A 16,296-nucleotide genomic window follows, 5' to 3' on the forward strand; every position below is an offset into this window, starting at 1 on the left:
AGGTCAGGCTAATTGCGGCTCGGCGACCCGCGCTTCTCGATTCCTGACCGGTCTGGTCACCTGCTTAGCCACGCACGACGGCATGCCCGCCGTCGCGCTCGCCGCCTGGCGCCGGTAGGTGCTGGGCGGCATGCCGACCAACTCGGTGAAGCGGGTGCTGAAGGTGCCGAGCGAGGAGCAGCCGACGGCGAAACAGACCTCGGTGACGCTGAGGTCGCCACGACGCAGCAGCGCCATCGCGCGCTCGATGCGCCGCGTCATCAGGTAGCCGTACGGCGACTCACCGTAGGCGAGGCGGAACTGGCGGCTGAGGTGCCCGGCCGACATGTGCACGCCGCGGGCGAGCGCCTCGACGTCCAGCGGCTGCGCGTACTCCCGGTCGATCCGGTCACGAACGCTGCGTAGCCGCGCGAGGTCGCGCAGGTGCGCAGCGGCATCTCTGCTGGTCACCTGCGAAATCGTGCCATATCCCACCGAAGATGCCCAGCGCCGCCCCCGGGGATCGCGGGAGGTTGCGACCCGGGGAAGGTCAGGGACGATCCGCGGTCCCGCACCGTGTGATGATCTCCATCATCGTCCTGCCGAAGTGCTCGCGGTCCTCGGGTGCCAGCGCCGAGAGGAGGCGGCCGAGCTCCGCGCTCACCTCGGCGTGGAAGGTGGTCGCCGCCTGGTGGCCGGCGTCGGTCAGGGTCGCCTGCAGAGCGCGGCGGTCGCCCGGCACGGGGGAGCGCCTGGCCAGGCCCCGCCGTTCGGCCCGGTCCATCAGACCGGTGAGGGCGGCCTTCTCCACGCCAAAGAAGTTCGCGAGATCGGCCATGCCCCTGGGTCCGCCCAGCAGCACGCACAGGAGCTTCGCCTGGACGGGGGTCAGGTCGTGGCGTTCGGAGACACGTGCGTAGATCCCCTGCACCAGCCCGGTGAGCTGGACCAGCCCGGTGGCGACATCCGCGTCCGCGCCCGCTCCGCATCCGGCCACTGCCGCCGGATTCGCGTCCGCGATCGGTTGCCCCGTTGTGGTCACCCCACTACGGTACATGATGCATATAGTTAATGCCGCATACAGTACGCTCCATTAACGAACTCTAAAGGAGGGTCACATGAGCTTCGACACACGTGCAGGAACCCGCGGCAGCCGCCAGCCCGCCGGGTGGGCGTTCCGCTGGATGAACAAGATGATGGCCAGGCGGATCCGCCGCGGCGGCACCTTCATGGGCTTCAACGCCCTGATCCTGACCACCGTCGGCCGCAAGAGCGGAGCCGAGCGGACCACCCCGGTCGGCTGGTTCCCCGGCCCGGACGGCACCTACCTGATCGTGGCCTCGGCGGCCGGAGCCGCAGCGAACCCGGCCTGGTACTACAACCTCGCCGCCCACCCCGATCGCGTCCGGATCGAGGTCGAGGGCCGCACGATCGCCGTGACCCCCGACCAACTCCACGGCACCGAACGCGACCAGGCCTGGCACCGGATCACCACCGCCGCCCCCCGCTTCGCCCAGTACCAGCAGAAGACCGACCGCGAACTCCCGATCATCCGCCTGACACCCCAGTGACGCAGGTGGTAGATTCGGGCGCCCCCTGCAGGGCGCCCGGCGCTATGGTGGTAAGCCCCGGCGGCGGCGAGGACACATGACCGGATCATGGGGCTGGGACCTGCTGATCGGGATCACCGCCACCCTGCTGATCACCTGGCTGGCCCTGATCGGCGCACTGGCGATCCTGCGCCCCCGTGGCGGCCTGCTACGCGAGGCGCTGCGGCTGCTGCCCGACGTGCTGCGCCTGGTGCGCCGCCTGGCCGCCGACCCCGCCCTGCCGCGCGGCGTCCGCGTCCGGCTCGCGCTGCTGCTGGCCTACCTGGCCTTCCCCATCGACCTGGTGCCCGACTTCATCCCGATCCTCGGCTACGCCGACGACGCCATCATCGTCACCGCCGTACTGCGCTCGGTCGTCCGCCGCGCCGGACTGGCGGCCGTGCGCAGGAACTGGCCCGGCACCGACGACGGCTTCGCCGCCCTGGCCACGCTCACCGGGCTCGGCAAGCCGCCCGACCAGTAACCATCGCCCGAACCGTCAGGCGAAGCGGGTGGACAGCCACTCCTGCCAGGCCGCCGCGGCCTCGGCCTTCTCCGGGTGGCCGGAGAAGGAGTGGTGCTGGACGACCACGGCGTCGTGCAGGCCGTGGATCAGCATGTAGAGGGTGTCGTCGGTGGCGGCGCCCAGGAAACCGGCGGTGGCGAACAGCACCTGCCCGGCGGCGGGCGGCAGGCCGTCCACCGACACGCGCATCGGCGCGCCCGCCACCGGCGGGCCGGACAGGCCGAAGGCCGCCTGGAAGGCGGCCCCGACCGCGGCGGCCGGGGCCTGGGGGCCGACGGCGAAGATGTCGTAGGCGGAGGTGCGGCCGGGGAAACGGGACAGGTAGGCGGCGAGTTTACGCAGGTAGACGCCGTCGCCGACGCTGAGCGCCTCGTACTCGGCCTCCCAGTCGTCGCCCAGGAAGCCGTTGTGGACCAGGCGGAGCACGGTGGTGCCGTCCTCGCGGCCCTGGATCAGGTACTCGAAGGCCATGAACGCGCCGTCGGGACCCTCCGGCGTGCGGTGGGCGTAGCGGAGGCCGGGCTCCCAGGCGGTGACGGTGGACTCGGTGGTGACGCCCATGATGGTCTGCCGGGCGGTGCCGCCCTCCCGGGGCTCGATCTCGTTGCGTCCCATGAACCAGGAGTCGACCCCGGGGCCGGTGGCGATCGCCGCCCAGACCTCGTCGGGGGTGGCCGCCAGGGTGAGCTCCTCGCGTACCTCGAATTCGTGCGCCATGTTCCCCGTCGATCTCTTGTGTTCCACCGGCTGGCCACGGTGCCACCGGCGATCGCCGGGTGTCAATCCGGGGTCAGCGGTTCAGCCGCCGGAACGCCCGTACCGACAGGGGGAAGAAGACCGCCGTCAGCAGGGCGGGCCAGGCGACGGCCAGGGCCGGCCCGTACTCGGCGGCCACCGAGCCGCTCTCCCAGCCGGGGTTGCCGAACAGCTCGCGGGCCGCGGCGGCGGTGGCCGACAGCGGGTTCCACTCGGCGAGCGCGCCCAGCCAGCCGGGCATGGTGGCGGGGGAGACCAGCACGCCGGACAGGAAGGCCACCGGCCAGACCAGGATCTGCACCGTGGCCACCGCCTCCGGGCCGGTCGCGCGCAACCCCAGGTAGATGCCCAGCCACAGCAGGGAGAAGCGCAGCCACAGCAGCAGGCCCACCGCCGCCGGCGCCGCGCCAGGACCGGCCTCGGGCCGCCAGCCGACGGCCAGGCCGCAGGCCATCAGCACGGCCAGGGTCAGCGCGGAGGCCAGCAGGTCGGCGGCGGCCCGGCCGGACACCACCGCCGAGGACGCCATCGGCAGCGACCGGAACCGGTCGGTGATGCCGCGCCGGGCGTCGGCGGCCACCGCCGCGAACGTGGTCTCCAGGCCGAACAGCATGGTCATGGTGAACATGCCGGGCATCAGATAGGAGCGGTAGTCCCCGCCGGGCACGTTCAGGCCGCCGCCGAACAGGTAGCCGAACATGAGCGTGATCAGCACGGGGAACAGCAGGGTGACCGCGAACTGCCCGGGCCTGGCGCCCCAGTGCGCCAGGTCGCGGCGGGTGATCGTCCAGCCGTCGGCCAGAGCCCATCTCATCGGGAAACCTCCATCTTCTCGGTCAGGCGCAGGAACACCTCGTCCAGGGTCGGCCGCCGCACGCCCAGGTCGGCGATGTCGATCCCGGCCTCGGCCAAGGCCTGTACGGCATGCGTGAGCGCCCCCACCCGGTCCGCCGCCGGCGCGCTGACCCGCAGCTCGTCGGCCTCGACGCGGGCCTGCGGCCCGAGCAGGGCGGCCACGGCGGGCAGGTCGCCGGCGTGCCGGGCGACCACCTCGATCCGGTCGCCGACGACGGCCTTCAGCTCGGCGGGGGTGCCGGCGGCCACCACCTTCCCGGCGTCGATGATCGAGACCTGCCCGGCCAGCTGGTCGGCCTCCTCCAGGTACTGGGTGGTCAGCAGCACGGTGGTGCCCTGGCCGGCCAGCTCGCGTACCGCCGACCAGACCTCGGCGCGGCCGCGCGGGTCGAGGCCGGTGGTGGGCTCGTCCAGGAACAGCACAGGCGGGGAGAGGATGAGCCCGGCGGCCAGGTCCAGACGGCGGCGCATGCCGCCGGAGTAGCCGTTGACCGGCCGGGCGGCCGCCTCGGTGAGGCCGAAGCGTTCCAGCAGGTCGGCGGCGCGGCCGGTGGCGGCTCGGGCGCCCAGGTGGGACAGGCGGCCGAACATCTCCAGGTTCTGGCGGCCGGTGAGGATCTCGTCGACGGCGGCGTGCTGGCCGACCAGGCCGATGCGGCGGCGCACCCGCGCGGCCTCGGTGCGCACGTCCAGACCGGCCACCCGGGCCTGGCCGGTGTCGGGGCGCAGCAGCGTGGTGAGGATGCGGACGAGGGTGGTCTTGCCTGCTCCGTTGGGGCCGAGCAGGCCGTGCACGGTGCCCTCCGGCACCTCCAGGTGGAGGCCGTCCAGGGCGGGGGTGGCGCCGTAGCGCTTGCCCAGATCTTGAACACTGATCATCCGTACACTGTACCGTACAGCATACGGTTCATGGTGCGGGTAGCCTGAGCGGCACCATGGGCGTCGAGTACAGCGGCACCGGGGACCCCGCGCGCAGCCTGGCGCTGCTGTGGCGGACACCCGGGCAGGAGCGGGCCCCCCGCAAGGGGCTGAGCGTGGAGCGCATCGTGCGGGCCGCCATCGAGGTGGGCGACGCCGAGGGCCTGGCCGCGCTGTCGATGCGGAAAGTGGCCGAGGCCCTGGGCGTGGGCGTCATGTCGCTGTACACCTACGTGCCGGGCAAGGCCGAACTGATCGACGTCATGATCGACACCGTCTACGGCGAACTGCCCCGCCCCGAGACCCCCGGCGGCTGGCGGGCCCGGCTGGAACTGATCGCCCGCGAGCAGTGGGCCCTCTACCGGCGCCACCCGTGGCTCCTCCAGGTGGCCGCCGGCCGCCCCCCGCTGGGGCCCAACGCCATCGCCAAGTACGAATACGAACTGTCGGCCGTGGAGGGCATCGGCCTGACCGACCTGGAGATGGACGCGGTGGTCACCCTGGTCTCCGGGTTCGTGCACGGCGCGGCCCGCGGCGCGCTGGAGTCCTCGGCCGCCTCCGGGGCGACCGGGATGACCGACGAACAGTGGTGGGAGGCGCACGCCCCGGTGCTGGGCGCGCTGGTCGACCCCCGGCGCTTCCCGATCGCCTCCCGGGTCGGCACCGCCGCCGGGCAGGAGCACCAGGCCGCCTACGATCCGCTCCACGCCTTCGAGTTCGGGCTGGCCCGGGTGCTGGACGGCATCGCCGTGCTGGTCAGCGGCCGCAGCGGCTGAGCCTGCCGCCGACCTCCTCGACTGTCTCCAAGGAGAGCACGACGGCGGGCAGCGGCCGGGGCCGCCGGAGGGTTAGCGTGGTCCAAGCGGTCTCCTGGGTACCAATGATCTCCGGAGGGAACATCATGTTCGAGAACACCAAAGCTTTCAGCGGGTTCTCGGTCGACGACATCGGCCCGGCCCGCAAGTTCTACGCCGAGACCCTCGGCCTGCGGGTGAGCGAGCGCAACGGCCTGCTCTTCCTGCACCTGGCCGGCGACCGCGACACCCTCGTCTACCCCAAGGGCGACCAGCACGTCCCCGCCACCTACACCACGCTCAACTTCCCCGTCCCCGACATCGACAAGGCCGTGGCGGAACTGAAGTCGCGCGGGGTGGTCTTCGAACACTATGAGGGCGTGGACGATCAGGGCATCTTCCGGCTGGGCGGCCCCCTGATCGCCTGGTTCAAGGACCCGGCCGGAAACATCCTGTCCGTCCTACAGGAGGACTGACCACGGCCCGACCGGTCGTGACGGCCTGAACCGGCCGACGAAGCCGGATATGTCGGTCGGGCCCGCTACGGTGGCTCCTCGTGTCGTGGAGATCGCGTACGTGGTGGGCCGCCGCCCTGCTCGTCTCGACCGCGCAGGCGGTCCACCTGCTCACCGGCTCCGAAACCAGCTTCGGCATGTTCGGCTTCGGCCCGTGCCCGGGGCAGGAGATCTACTTCGAGCTCATGGCGTGGATGTGGCCGATCTACGCCTGGCTGCCGCTGGTCTGGTACGGCGGGGCCCCGGCCGTGGTCATCGCGTTCCTGGCGTACTGGTGGGCGGTGAGGCGGGGCCGGGACAAGGCCGGCCGGGTGATCGCCCGCGTACTGGCGGGGCTGCTGCTGACACTGAACAGCATCGGGCCGCTGGCGTTCGCGGCGGACCTCGCCATCGAACGCGGGTGCGTCGAATCCTGGGGCGGCCTGCAGGGGGTGTGGTTCTTCCTCGGCGCGGACATCGCCCCTCTGGTGGCGGCGTTCTGCGTGCTGGCGGCCGTCCGGGTGCCCAAGCACCGGATCGTGAGGGTGCTGCGGGCCAGCTGGTTCCGGCGCGGCGCGGCCGGTCTGGCGGTCCTGGGCCTGCTGGCGTTCCTGCCGGCCGCCGACCTGATCTCGGGCGGGATCACCAAGGGCGACTGCGAACCCGACTACAGCTACCCGCCGAAGGTCCGCACCGGGGAGAGGGCCTTCCTCTGCCAGGCGCGATCAGGCGACGCCTTCGCCCGCGTCTCCGACCGGGACCTGCTCGCCTACGGCCGGGCGATGTGCGACGCCTACCCCGGCAAGGGCGCCGAACCGTGGCTGATCGCGCCCATCTGCCCCGCGGCGGCGCGCTACGTCCAGGCCCAACTGGACTCCGAAGAGGCCGCCTACCAGGCACAGGACGTCGCGGCCCAGAAGACCTGCGACATGTCCCCGCACCGGCCGCCGGCCAAGCCGGTCGAGGTGACCCGCCGGCTCATGTGGACCGACTACGGCGTCCTGGAATCCTACGAGTACACCGAGGGCCAGCCGGACCCGTACGAGGACGGGCTTCTGGAGGCCGCCCAGCGCGACGGCCTGGTCGCCGCCCTCCCCGGCCATCTGATGATCCTCAGCCACTCCGACTACGACATCTGCGTCACCGCCGAGACCTACCGGAAGCGGCCACCCCTTGAGGTGAAGACGTGGGACCACGTGGTGGAGGTCGGCTACCGCAGCCCCACCGGGCAGATCGAACTTAGGGACCCCATGGGGGGAGATCCGCTGCCGAACCTGGCCTTCCGCGGCAAAGGCCACTACCGCATCCGCGTGCACTACCGGGAGCCGGACTGGGAGGCGTTCACCCCCCAGCACATCCTGATCATGATCTATCCGGGTAGCGGCCAGAAGACCGTCGTCCACCGCCCGACCTCGTGACGCGACCAGCTACACGGCCACTGACCATGGCAGACGAAGCCGGTTCCGGCTGTTCCGTTGTCCCTCAACCCGCCGAGCCCGCGCCGGTGGAGTGATCTGCATCACGTGCTGTCACAACGATCAATCATGCGGTGTCTTGAGGCCGAACCCTTGAAAAGAAGGAGGCACCATGACCGAGAACACCGAGGTGGTCGTGATCGGCGGCGGATACGCCGGCGTCATGGCGGCCAATCGCCTGACCCAGCGCGACGACGTGACAGTGACGCTGATCAACCCGCGCCCGGACTTCGTCGAGCGGATCCGCCTTCACCAGCTGGTGGGCGGGTCCCACGACGCCGTCGTCGGCTACAAGGAAGTCCTGGCCGGCGGCGTCCGGCTGGTGGTCGACACCGTCACCCGGATCGACGCGGCCAACCGCGGCGTGACGCTGGCCGGCGGTGGCACGGTCGGCTACGACTATCTGGTTTACGCCGTGGGCAGCGGCAGCGCCGACCCGAGCGTGCCCGGAGCGGCCGAGTTCGCCTACCCGATCGCCACCCTGGAGGAGGCGCAGCGGCTGCGGCCGGTCATCGAGGCCATGCCCGCAACGGCCGCGGTGACCGTGGTCGGAGCCGGTCCGACCGGTATCGAGACCGCCGCCGAACTGGCCGAGGCCGGCCGCACGGTGACCCTGGTGTGCGGCGGTGTGCTCGGCCCGTACCTGCACCCGCGGGGGCGGCGCTCGGTCGCCAGGCGGCTGGCCGAACTCGGGGTGAGCGTGCTCGACGGCCCCGGCGCGAAGGTGACGGCCGTGACCCGCGACGCCGTACGGCTCGGCGACGGCCGCGAACTGCCGGGCGAGGTCACCATCTGGACCGCCGGATTCGGCGTGCCTGACCTGGCCGGCCGCAGTGGGCTGAGCACCGACGCCCTGGGCCGCCTGCTCACCGACGAGACGTTGACCAGCGTGGACGACGTGCGCATCGTCGCGGCCGGGGATTCGGCGGCACCGTCGGACCTGCCGTTCCGGATGAGCTGCCAGGCCGCGGTCCAGCTGGGCCCGCACGCCGCCGACACGGTGCTCAGCCGGATCGCGGGCGAGCCCCCCGCGCCGCTCGCCCTGGCGATGGTCGCCCAGTGCATCAGCCTGGGACGCCGGGCCGGTATCTTGCAGCTCGCCCACAGGAACGACGCCGCGATGCGGCTCCACATCGGCGGCCGCCCCGGCGCGAAGATCAAGGAGTTCATCTGCCGGAACATCCGCTGGCAGCTGGCGCACCAGGCACGCAAGCCCGGTTCGCTCGACTTCCCGGCCTGGGCCAAGGACGGCAAGCGCCGGCAGTCGCTGCGGGCCAGGCGCGGCCAGGTGCCGGCCACCGCCGAACGGGCAGCCTAGCCCGGGCGGCGGAACAGGACCTCGCTGTGGACGCATCCGCCGGCGACCAGGGGCCGTACGCGAAGGAGACGGGCACAGACATGAGCGACCACGCCACCAACGCGGCGACCGAGACTTTCCTCGCCTACCGCAACCTGCTGTTCACCGTCGCCTACGAGATGCTCGGATCGGCGGCCGACGCCGAGGACGTCCTCCAGGAGACCTGGCTGCGGTGGGTCAAAGTCGACGCGGACCAGGTACGCGACCAGCGCGCCTACCTGGTCCGGATCACCACCCGTCAGGCGCTCAACCGGCTGCGCACCATGAAGCGCCGCAAGGAGGCGTATGTCGGCCCCTGGCTGCCGGAGCCGCTGCTGACCGCCCCGGACGTGGCCGAGGACGTCGAACTCGCCGAGAGCGTGTCGATGGCGCTGATGATCGTACTGGAGAGGCTCTCGCCGACCGAGCGCGCCGTCTTCGTGCTGCGCGAGGCCTTCGACGTCGGCTACGACGAGATCGCGGCCGCCCTCGGCAAGAGCCCGGCGGCCGTCCGCCAGATCGCGCACCGCGCCCGCCGGCACGTCGATGCCAGCCGCCCTCGCGAGGTGGTCTCCCCGGGCGAGGCCCGGACGGTTCTGGAGTCGTGCCGGCGCGCGCTCGAAACCAGGGACCTGCAGGGCCTGCTTGAGGTGCTCGCCCCGGATGTCGTCTATGTCGCCGACGGCGGCGGCGTCAAGCAGGCCGCGTTGCGGCCGGTCGTCGGCGCCGAGAAGGTGGTCCGCATGATCTTCGGTGCGGTCGGCAAGTACCCGGGTGTGGTCACCGTCGGCCCCGCCGTGGTCAACGGCAGCCCGGCGCTCGTCGTCCGCCTGGACGGCGAGATCGACGGCGTCCTGGCGATCCGGGTCGAGGACGCCCGCATCTCCGGCCTCTACTACGTCCGCAACCCGGAGAAGCTGACCCGCGTCGAATCCGAGACCCCGCTCACCCTGCGATGAGCGGCGGAACGGCCTTCCCCCTGGCCGGCCGCCGCCCCACGGGCCGGTCGACCCGGATGTCTGCGCCGCCTCGAGCTGATCACGATCGAGTGGTACCGGCTCCGCCCCGGCCGGTCCCGGCTCGTAGAGTGGAAGGGCGGTGTTCGTCCTGCAGCTGGTTCTTTCCGCCGCGACCGGCCGGCCGATGCCGGCGGCGGCCGCAGCTCTGCCGCACTATGCCCCCGACGCCCCGCTCATCGGCGTCATCGTCCTGCTGGGCGTGGTGATCCTCATCGTCATCGCGATCTCACGACGCGGTTGACGCGGTTGACGCGCAGCCCGCCCCCGGAAGCCGGGTGGGCGGGCTGCTGGGTCTGTGCCGGTCGCCGTCACACCTGCGGGGCGCCTACGGCCTGATCGGTCACCTGGACGGCGACCTCAAGCAGGACGCAGATGAGCACGGAGGCGCCTGCGGCCTCGGCCAGGACCGGGATCGCGACGACGGCCAGCGGCCACAGCGCGCGCAGGGTCCGGACCAGGCCTACGGGGGCGGCCAGACGGGGCAGGTTGATCGTGATGGTCATGGCGGACCTCCTCCACGTGTGCTGGGGACGTCCCGCAGGACCATCACACCAGGACGTGGTCAGCCACGCGCTGACGCCGATGACGGATGCGGGGTGTCCCGGACTGGGAACCTCTGACTAGGGCAATCGCCGTCCATCGACACACCTCCTCATCTTTCGCCATCCAGTGGGCGCACCTGCGCCCGGCGCCATGCCGTTCGAACGGGCGGGAATCGGTCGGAACCGCACCCCTCATGTAAGAGCTTTGGCACTGCGCGGCGTGATCCCGTAGCCGGGAAGCCACCTGGGGTCACCCCTTAAGCCGGGGAAACCTGTCCTGACCCTGGGCGTCTCTCGATGTCGTGGGGTCAGTGGCCTGTATCCGCGCAGACGCCTCACCGAACGAGGTGCCTGTCTTCCAGGTCACCTCCTGGCGGCCGTCCCCGTCAAGTCTCCCGGCCGAAGATCTCCCTGGTCAGAGCAAGATTCGGGGCGAAGAAGCACATTCCGGGGCCGGCCGGGCCCGCCTGCCGTGCCGCAAGGCGGGCCGGAAACGGGTCAGGCGGTGTAGACCGGGTAGCCGTAGCCGACCACCTGGGAGGTCGGGCGGGTGCGGATCTCGACCTTGCCGCCGCCGGTGTTGCCCTCCACGGTCTTGATGGTGCCGTCGCCGTTGTCCTTGATGACGAAGCCCACGTGCTCGATGCTGTGCAGGTCCTTGCCGCCCTTCCAGTTGAAGAAGACGACCGCGCCGGGGCTGGGCTGCTCGCCCCACCGGTTGTTGTCCTTGAACCAGGAGGCGTGCTGGACGGTGTAGGCGTCCCAGCCCATGACCTGGTGGATGCCCAGCTCGGCGCCGACCCAGGAGACGAACATGTCGCACCAGGCGGCGTTGCGGTAGGCGCCGACGCTGCCGCCGTCGCGGGCGACGGTCTCCTGGGCGCGGACAGTGCTCATGTACCAGTCGTGGAACTTGGTGCCGCCGCCCTGGGCGTTCTCGCTCACCCCGACCTGGCTTTCCGCCAGTTGCAGCGCCTGGGAGGCGCTGACCTTGGGCAGGGTGGCGGCGATCCTGAACAGCGGGCTGGCGGGCGCGTGCACGCCGGTCAGGGCCTCGGCCGTGACGGATGCCGAGGAGGCCTCGGACGCCGAGGACGCGGTGGTCTTGGCCGTGGTCTTGGCCGTGGTCTTGGCCGCGGTCTTGGCGACGGTCTCGGCGGAGGCCTTGGCCGCGGCGGCCAGGACGGCCGGGTGGTGCGCGGCGGGTGTGGTGTCGGCCTGGGAGGTGGCGGCGCCGGTGGCGCCGGCCACCGCGGAGGCGGCGATCAGGCCGGACAGGATGGAGACGCGCAGTTTGGCAGTGGGGGCTCGCATGTGGGTGGTGCTCCCTTGCTTCCATGCCGCCTACCGGGTTAGCTGACGGATTCGGGCGTGGAAGTCGCCCTACGGCCTGCTTGAGGCCGATTCACCCCATGAGGGTCGGGAGGAACTGCTGGCTTGGCTATGGGCTCCCGGACCCTCGGCGGTTCCCCGGCTCCGCGTGGTGCGGACTCGGCGGTCGGGCCGTCCGGATCGGGGGACGGCCGGTCGGTTGTTGGCAGGGCACGTTTGCCCAGGTAAAAGGCAACGTGCCAGGAACTCCAACCGAAGCTAGACGAAACACCCAAATCGGTCAAATAGGTACAAGTCGTGACATCGCTTGGTCATGCGGTTGGGGGTGTGGTCCCGGCTTTGGTCATGGCCGCCTCGGCGAAGGCGCGGATGAGCGGATGCGGCTGCCGATCGGCCAGTTCCGGCCGGAAGAGCCTCACCAGGAAGAACGGGTGGCCGGCCAGTTCGGCGACCCGGATCGCACCCTCGTCGTCGTGACCGGTGAAGCGCATCCCGTGCCGCTCCAGCACCGCCCGATGGGCGGGATTGACCCCGTAGGAGCAGTTGTAGCGGACCGTCGACGCCCCCACACCCATGATCGACGCCGCCCGCGAGCCCGCCGCCAGGTGCACCCGGCCCTCCTGCCCGGCCAGCGAGCACGCCAGCGGCTGGATGACCACCTCCGCCGCCTCCGGCAAAAGCTCCGCGTGCCCGGCCGCCAGCCCGCACACGTTCCGCGCGAACTCCCACACCGCGTGCTGGAACCCGCCACATGTCCCCAGCAGCGGAATCCCCGCCGTCCGCGCGCCCCGCGCCGCCGCCAGCGCCCCCTCCGCATCCCGGTACGGACTACCCGGCAACATCCAGACCCCGTCAAACCCCTCCAGCCCGTACGCCTCAGGGGTCGCAACCCAGCGCGCGTCCAAACCGATACCGTGCTCCTCGCGCAGCGCCGCCAGAATGCCGGGAATCTTTACATGCGAGGCGACCCCCGGCGAACGGTCACCAACAAGCGCAATCCGCGGCGAAATCTCACTCATTCCACGAATTCTGTCCCGCCAGGCGGGTGACGGGACAGATAACCACACTTCTACCGCTCAACTACTTCCGGATGTGATCGAGAATCTCCTGCAGCATCCTGTTGGCCGCGACCTGGTTACCTTCGACCCGGTCCAGTCGGCCGTCGATCCCGTCCAGCCGCGTTCCATGCTCCTGCTGCGTCTGCTCGATCCTTTCCAGCCGGCCGTCGATCCCGTCGAGCCGGGCCCCGTGCTCCTGCTGAGTTCGCTCCATGCGCCCGAGGCGATGCGTGTGGTCCTCCTGTTGCCGTGTGATGTCGCGGAGCAGCACGCCGTGGTGTCTCGCCGTCTCGGTGAGGCCGTGGATGGCCGCCTGCGTTTCGGCGCGGAACTCCTTGACCTCGCCGAAAAGCCCACTGATCGACACATGGGCGTTTTGGGCGCTGCTGCGCGCCACCTGGTCACCCATCGCGGTCCTGTTCTCCTCCCTGGCGCGGAACCCGCGGAATTCGATTTCGAGGCCCAGCACGCGCTGTTCCAGAGTCTCCACAGAATCCTCCTGTGACTAGGGGGGTTGGTGTGCTCTGAACCTAGCGGTGTCGCGCTGTGATCACGAACGAATACAAACAGTCATCGCCACCCATCGCCGTCCACACCACCGGGAATCGGGGCAGATCGATCGTAGGGTTCCCGGGTGAAGACGAAGGTGTTGAGGGAAATATGCACACCCCCGGGATGAGAAATCACCCGCAGGGGTTCACCGGCGTAATACCCGTCCAGGCCCAGCCAGCTCCCGTCCGCCTGCGGCACGAACCGGGAGGCCCGCCCCTGCCCGCCCACCGGCGCCAGCGACAGCCCCCGCCCCGGCAGCACCCGCAGCAGATAGGCCGCGGGCCCCCAGTACCAGGGCCCGGTCAACGCCAGCAGATCCTCATCGACGGGGGAGGGCGCCCACTCGGCCGGCAGCGGCGGCTCATGCCGCGCCAGAATGTCCAGCAGGTCGGTCACCAGCGTGCCCCGCACCCCCGAAGTGGTGTTGGCCAGGAACAACGCCCCCACCCCGTCCGCCGCGTCGGTCCACACCGTGGCCAAAAACCCCGGCATCGACCCGGTGTGCCCGGCCAGCATGCGCCCCTCGTGCCGCAGCAACTGCAACCCCAGGCCGTACCCGCGCACCCACGCCGGCCCGTCCTCCACCGCGGCCGGCTCACGCATCTCGGCCAGCGTGGCCGCCCGCAGCACCCCGTCCCCGCCGGACCGTGAACCGTTCCCGGACAGTGACCCGGACAGTTGCCCGGACAGGAAGGCCGCCCAGCGGGCCAGGTCGGCGGCCCCGCACCACAGCTGCCCGGCCGGGGCCATGCTCGCGGCGTCGTGCTCGGGCTCGGGCAGCACCACGTCGGCCCACGGATGCACCGCATACCCCCGCGCGTACGGCTCGGCGGCCCGCGCGGTGGTGGCGCCCATGCCCAGCGGCTCCAGGATCTCCTCCCGCACCGCCCGCTCCCAGGAGACCCCGCGCTTACGCGCCACCACCTCGCCCAGCAGCCCGAACCCGAGATTGGAGTAGTGGAAGCGCCGCCCCGGCCGATGCCGGGCGATCTCCGGCCCCAGGTCGCCCAGCAGCCCGGCGACCGGCGCGCCGGGCACCCGCTCCCACCACTGGCCGGGCGGCTCGGCGGTCAGCCCGCCGGTGTGCGAGAGCAGCTGGGCGATGCTCACCTCGCCCACCGGCGTGCCCGGCAGGTGCTTGTCCAGCGGGTCGAGCAGATCGAGCAGCCCCTCGTCGCGCAGCCGCATCACCAGCACCGCCACCATGCTCTTGGTGATCGACCCGATCCGGTAACGGGTGGCCGCCGTCGGCGCCCCCTCCCCGGCCCGGCCGCGCGCCCCGAACCAGACCAGCTCGCCGCCCCGGACCAGGGCCGCCACCAGTGACGGAACGCGCGCCTCCGCCTGCTCTACGGCCAGGCGGTGCAATAGTGCACGCGCGGTGCTTTCCAGAACCATGGCGTCACACTAGCCCCCTTCACCCCTCCTCCACCGGGATCAGGTCCGGACCCACGATGTGTCCCTGGTGCGGCTCGGGCGCGGCCTGGTCGTGCAGGAAGTGCCCGGCGTACCAGACCACGATGTTGGCGCCGTAGATGTTCTCGTCGTTCAGGAACTTGTTGAGGTGGGCGCGGGAGTCGGCGGGCCGGCCCATGCGGCCGCCGTCGTGCAGCTCGCCGGGATGGTGGCGCAGGAACCAGGCGTCGGCCACGCCGTGGGCGTCGGCGCTGTCGTCGTGCTCGCCGGGCCAGATCTGGTAGCCGCGCCGGGTGTGCTTGTCCAGCACCTGCCAGCCCTTGACGTTGCCGCGCCGCCGCCGCGAGGTCTCCCGGGTGATCGGCACGGTCTCGGTCACGATGCCGCCGCCGTCCTGCAGCTGCTCGACGGTGTCGGCGGCGGCGCCGTCGATGTCGAAGTCCAGCCGCCAGTACGCGTGGTGGCGGTGCCGGTTGCAGGTCATCGGGTCCTTGGTGCCGGCGAACCCGAACCGGGGCCGGATGGTGCCGTCGTCGCCGAGCCGCCAGTCCGACATGTACCGGTACCAGCCGGCCTGCAGCTCGCTGACGATGCGCAGCTCCTGGCCGTCGTGGTGGAGGGCCACGCCCTGGAAGTTGCCGCGGTCGTCGTCGGGGCGCTCCAGGATGGTCTGCGGCGGGGCCGTGCACAGCCGCCACCCCCAGCCGACCGGGTCGGTGCCGGTGGCCCGGAACACCGTCTCCTCGTTGGCCCAGTCCCGGAAGTTGGTCTGGCCGTCGGCGTACAGGACGTTGAGGACCGGCATGTGGGCCTGGCGCAGCACCAGCCGCCCCCGGTAGCGCACCTGCAGCAGTTCCACCCCCGCCCCGTCCGGGCGCGGCTGGGAGGCGCGCGGCCGGACCACGATCAGGTTCCACAGCTCCACCCCGTCCCGGACCACCCGCACCCGCACCTGGTCGGGCCCGCCCCGGTCGGTCAGCGCCCCCACGCCCACCGGCAGGTGCTTCTCGCAGTCGTCGTCGGTCGGATCGGCCACCCCGCCCGGGTGCCAGTCCACCTCGTGCGCGGCCAGGTCGACGGCCACGATGCGGTGGCGCGGCCCGCCCGCCGGGTCGTAGATGCCCAGCGTGGGGCGGCGCACCCGGCTGCCGTCGGGGCGTTCCAGGTCGGCCAGCGGCGGCATCGGCTGGTAGACCACCACCTCCGGGCCGGCCGGGAAGCCCGGGTCGGCGCGCAGGATGTCGGCGGCCGCGGCCAGCTCGTGCGGCTCCGGGCGTGGCCGCAGCCCGCTGGGCCGCACCTGGACCTCCTCCTGGGGCCTCTCCAGCGAGCCGTCCAGGGTGCCGCGCAGCTCCACGGCGCGGTTGCCGCGCGGGTCGAACACGTGCGCCACGAACGGCGCCCCCGGCCCCGGCTCGTGGCCCAGCGCGACCGCGTCGTGGACGATCAGCTCCTCGGTCTGCTCCAGATGCGCCGCCACCGCCGGGTGCGCGCGGGCCACCTCCCGTACCGCCTCGGCCTTCAGCCCCGGCCGTGCCACCGGTTCCAGAATCACCCGTAACGCCATGATCGGCCCTCCCGTATGCCGTCGCCTTTTTCACGCCAAAGGACTCGTACACCAAAGCCCTCCGGTACGGCTATGGCCTCAGCCCGCC

19 protein-coding genes and 2 riboswitches are annotated in these 16,296 nt (G+C 71.6%); of the genes, 8 read left to right on the top strand and 11 right to left on the bottom strand.

The features are described from left to right. Positions 1 to 3 precede the first annotated feature (3 nt). Both KIP79_RS15185 and KIP79_RS48365 read right to left on the bottom strand, forming a co-directional pair. Complete coding sequence (locus tag KIP79_RS15185; protein ID WP_372453584.1) at positions 4 to 459, bottom strand: helix-turn-helix transcriptional regulator; 456 nt, start codon at positions 457 to 459, stop codon at positions 4 to 6. 70 nt (positions 460 to 529) lie between these two features. Next, positions 530 to 1,021 (bottom strand): MarR family winged helix-turn-helix transcriptional regulator, encoded by a 492-nt coding sequence (locus KIP79_RS48365; protein ID WP_214105437.1) that lies wholly within the window; start codon positions 1,019 to 1,021, stop codon positions 530 to 532. 76 nt (positions 1,022 to 1,097) lie between these two features. On the opposite strand from KIP79_RS48365, the gene KIP79_RS15195 reads away from it, so the two are divergent. Continuing rightward, a complete protein-coding gene (locus tag KIP79_RS15195; RefSeq protein ID WP_214105438.1) occupies positions 1,098 to 1,550 on the top strand; it encodes a nitroreductase/quinone reductase family protein in 453 nt (150 codons plus the stop codon). Between the two features lie 76 nt (positions 1,551 to 1,626). Next, entirely contained in the window at positions 1,627 to 2,052 is a 426-nt protein-coding gene (locus KIP79_RS15200) for a YkvA family protein (RefSeq protein ID WP_214105439.1), read from the top strand. Between the two features lie 15 nt (positions 2,053 to 2,067). Here KIP79_RS15200 and KIP79_RS15205 read toward each other — a convergent pair whose 3' ends face one another. From KIP79_RS15205 to KIP79_RS15215, 3 genes are all read right to left on the bottom strand, one after another. Next, entirely contained in the window at positions 2,068 to 2,811 is a 744-nt protein-coding gene (locus KIP79_RS15205) for an SRPBCC family protein (RefSeq protein ID WP_214105440.1), read from the bottom strand. 73 nt (positions 2,812 to 2,884) lie between these two features. Beyond that, the gene (locus tag KIP79_RS15210; RefSeq protein WP_214105441.1) at positions 2,885 to 3,664 is read right to left on the bottom strand and encodes an ABC transporter permease; all 780 of its coding nucleotides are present in this window, start codon (positions 3,662 to 3,664) and stop codon (positions 2,885 to 2,887) included. Further along, entirely contained in the window at positions 3,661 to 4,584 is a 924-nt protein-coding gene (locus KIP79_RS15215; RefSeq protein WP_214105442.1) for an ATP-binding cassette domain-containing protein, read from the bottom strand. Before KIP79_RS15215 ends, KIP79_RS15210 begins: the two co-directional genes overlap by 4 nt. Before the next feature lie 56 nt (positions 4,585 to 4,640). On the opposite strand from KIP79_RS15215, the gene KIP79_RS15220 reads away from it, so the two are divergent. The 6 genes from KIP79_RS15220 (at position 4,641) to KIP79_RS15245 (ending at position 9,982) form a co-directional block, all read left to right on the top strand. Further along, the gene (locus KIP79_RS15220) at positions 4,641 to 5,399 is read left to right on the top strand and encodes a TetR/AcrR family transcriptional regulator (RefSeq protein ID WP_214105443.1); all 759 of its coding nucleotides are present in this window, start codon (positions 4,641 to 4,643) and stop codon (positions 5,397 to 5,399) included. A gap of 104 nt (positions 5,400 to 5,503) precedes the next feature. Further along, complete coding sequence (locus KIP79_RS15225) at positions 5,504 to 5,893, top strand: VOC family protein (protein WP_250213256.1); 390 nt, start codon at positions 5,504 to 5,506, stop codon at positions 5,891 to 5,893. An 80-nt stretch (positions 5,894 to 5,973) separates the two neighbouring features. Beyond that, positions 5,974 to 7,329 (top strand): hypothetical protein, encoded by a 1,356-nt coding sequence (locus tag KIP79_RS15230; RefSeq protein ID WP_214105444.1) that lies wholly within the window; start codon positions 5,974 to 5,976, stop codon positions 7,327 to 7,329. Between the two features lie 169 nt (positions 7,330 to 7,498). Next, positions 7,499 to 8,704, top strand: a complete 1,206-nt coding sequence (locus KIP79_RS15235) for an NAD(P)/FAD-dependent oxidoreductase (protein ID WP_214105445.1) — start codon at positions 7,499 to 7,501, stop codon at positions 8,702 to 8,704. 80 nt (positions 8,705 to 8,784) lie between these two features. Then, entirely contained in the window at positions 8,785 to 9,681 is an 897-nt protein-coding gene (locus KIP79_RS15240) for an RNA polymerase sigma-70 factor (RefSeq protein WP_214105532.1), read from the top strand. Positions 9,682 to 9,820: 139 nt separating this feature from the next. Next, entirely contained in the window at positions 9,821 to 9,982 is a 162-nt protein-coding gene (locus KIP79_RS15245) for a hypothetical protein (protein WP_214105446.1), read from the top strand. 67 nt (positions 9,983 to 10,049) lie between these two features. On the opposite strand, the gene KIP79_RS15250 is transcribed toward KIP79_RS15245, so the two are convergent. The 6 genes from KIP79_RS15250 to KIP79_RS15275 all read right to left on the bottom strand — a co-directional run bounded on the left by KIP79_RS15250 (position 10,050) and on the right by KIP79_RS15275 (position 16,208). Continuing rightward, a complete protein-coding gene (locus KIP79_RS15250) occupies positions 10,050 to 10,244 on the bottom strand; it encodes a hypothetical protein (RefSeq protein WP_214105447.1) in 195 nt (64 codons plus the stop codon). 221 nt (positions 10,245 to 10,465) lie between these two features. Next, positions 10,466 to 10,637, bottom strand: a riboswitch (M-box (ykoK) riboswitch). A 144-nt stretch (positions 10,638 to 10,781) separates the two neighbouring features. Then, the gene (locus tag KIP79_RS15255; RefSeq protein WP_214105448.1) at positions 10,782 to 11,597 is read right to left on the bottom strand and encodes a CHAP domain-containing protein; all 816 of its coding nucleotides are present in this window, start codon (positions 11,595 to 11,597) and stop codon (positions 10,782 to 10,784) included. 13 nt (positions 11,598 to 11,610) lie between these two features. Next, positions 11,611 to 11,790: riboswitch (cyclic di-AMP (ydaO/yuaA leader) on the bottom strand. A gap of 136 nt (positions 11,791 to 11,926) precedes the next feature. Then, positions 11,927 to 12,634 (bottom strand): CTP synthase C-terminal region-related (seleno)protein, encoded by a 708-nt coding sequence (locus KIP79_RS15260; protein ID WP_214105449.1) that lies wholly within the window; start codon positions 12,632 to 12,634, stop codon positions 11,927 to 11,929. Positions 12,635 to 12,695: 61 nt separating this feature from the next. Beyond that, on the bottom strand, positions 12,696 to 13,163 hold the full coding sequence (locus tag KIP79_RS15265) for a hypothetical protein (protein WP_214105450.1): 468 nt from the start codon (positions 13,161 to 13,163) through the stop codon (positions 12,696 to 12,698). A gap of 80 nt (positions 13,164 to 13,243) precedes the next feature. Then, positions 13,244 to 14,623 carry a serine hydrolase domain-containing protein gene (locus KIP79_RS15270; RefSeq protein WP_214105451.1) on the bottom strand — a complete coding sequence of 460 codons (1,380 nt, stop codon included), beginning with the start codon at positions 14,621 to 14,623 and terminating at the stop codon, positions 13,244 to 13,246. A gap of 19 nt (positions 14,624 to 14,642) precedes the next feature. Next, the gene (locus KIP79_RS15275) at positions 14,643 to 16,208 is read right to left on the bottom strand and encodes a hypothetical protein (protein WP_214105452.1); all 1,566 of its coding nucleotides are present in this window, start codon (positions 16,206 to 16,208) and stop codon (positions 14,643 to 14,645) included. Between the last annotated feature and the right edge of the window lie 88 nt (positions 16,209 to 16,296).

This window comes from Acrocarpospora catenulata (assembly GCF_018476525.1).
GTDB lineage: Bacteria > Actinomycetota > Actinomycetes > Streptosporangiales > Streptosporangiaceae > Acrocarpospora > Acrocarpospora catenulata.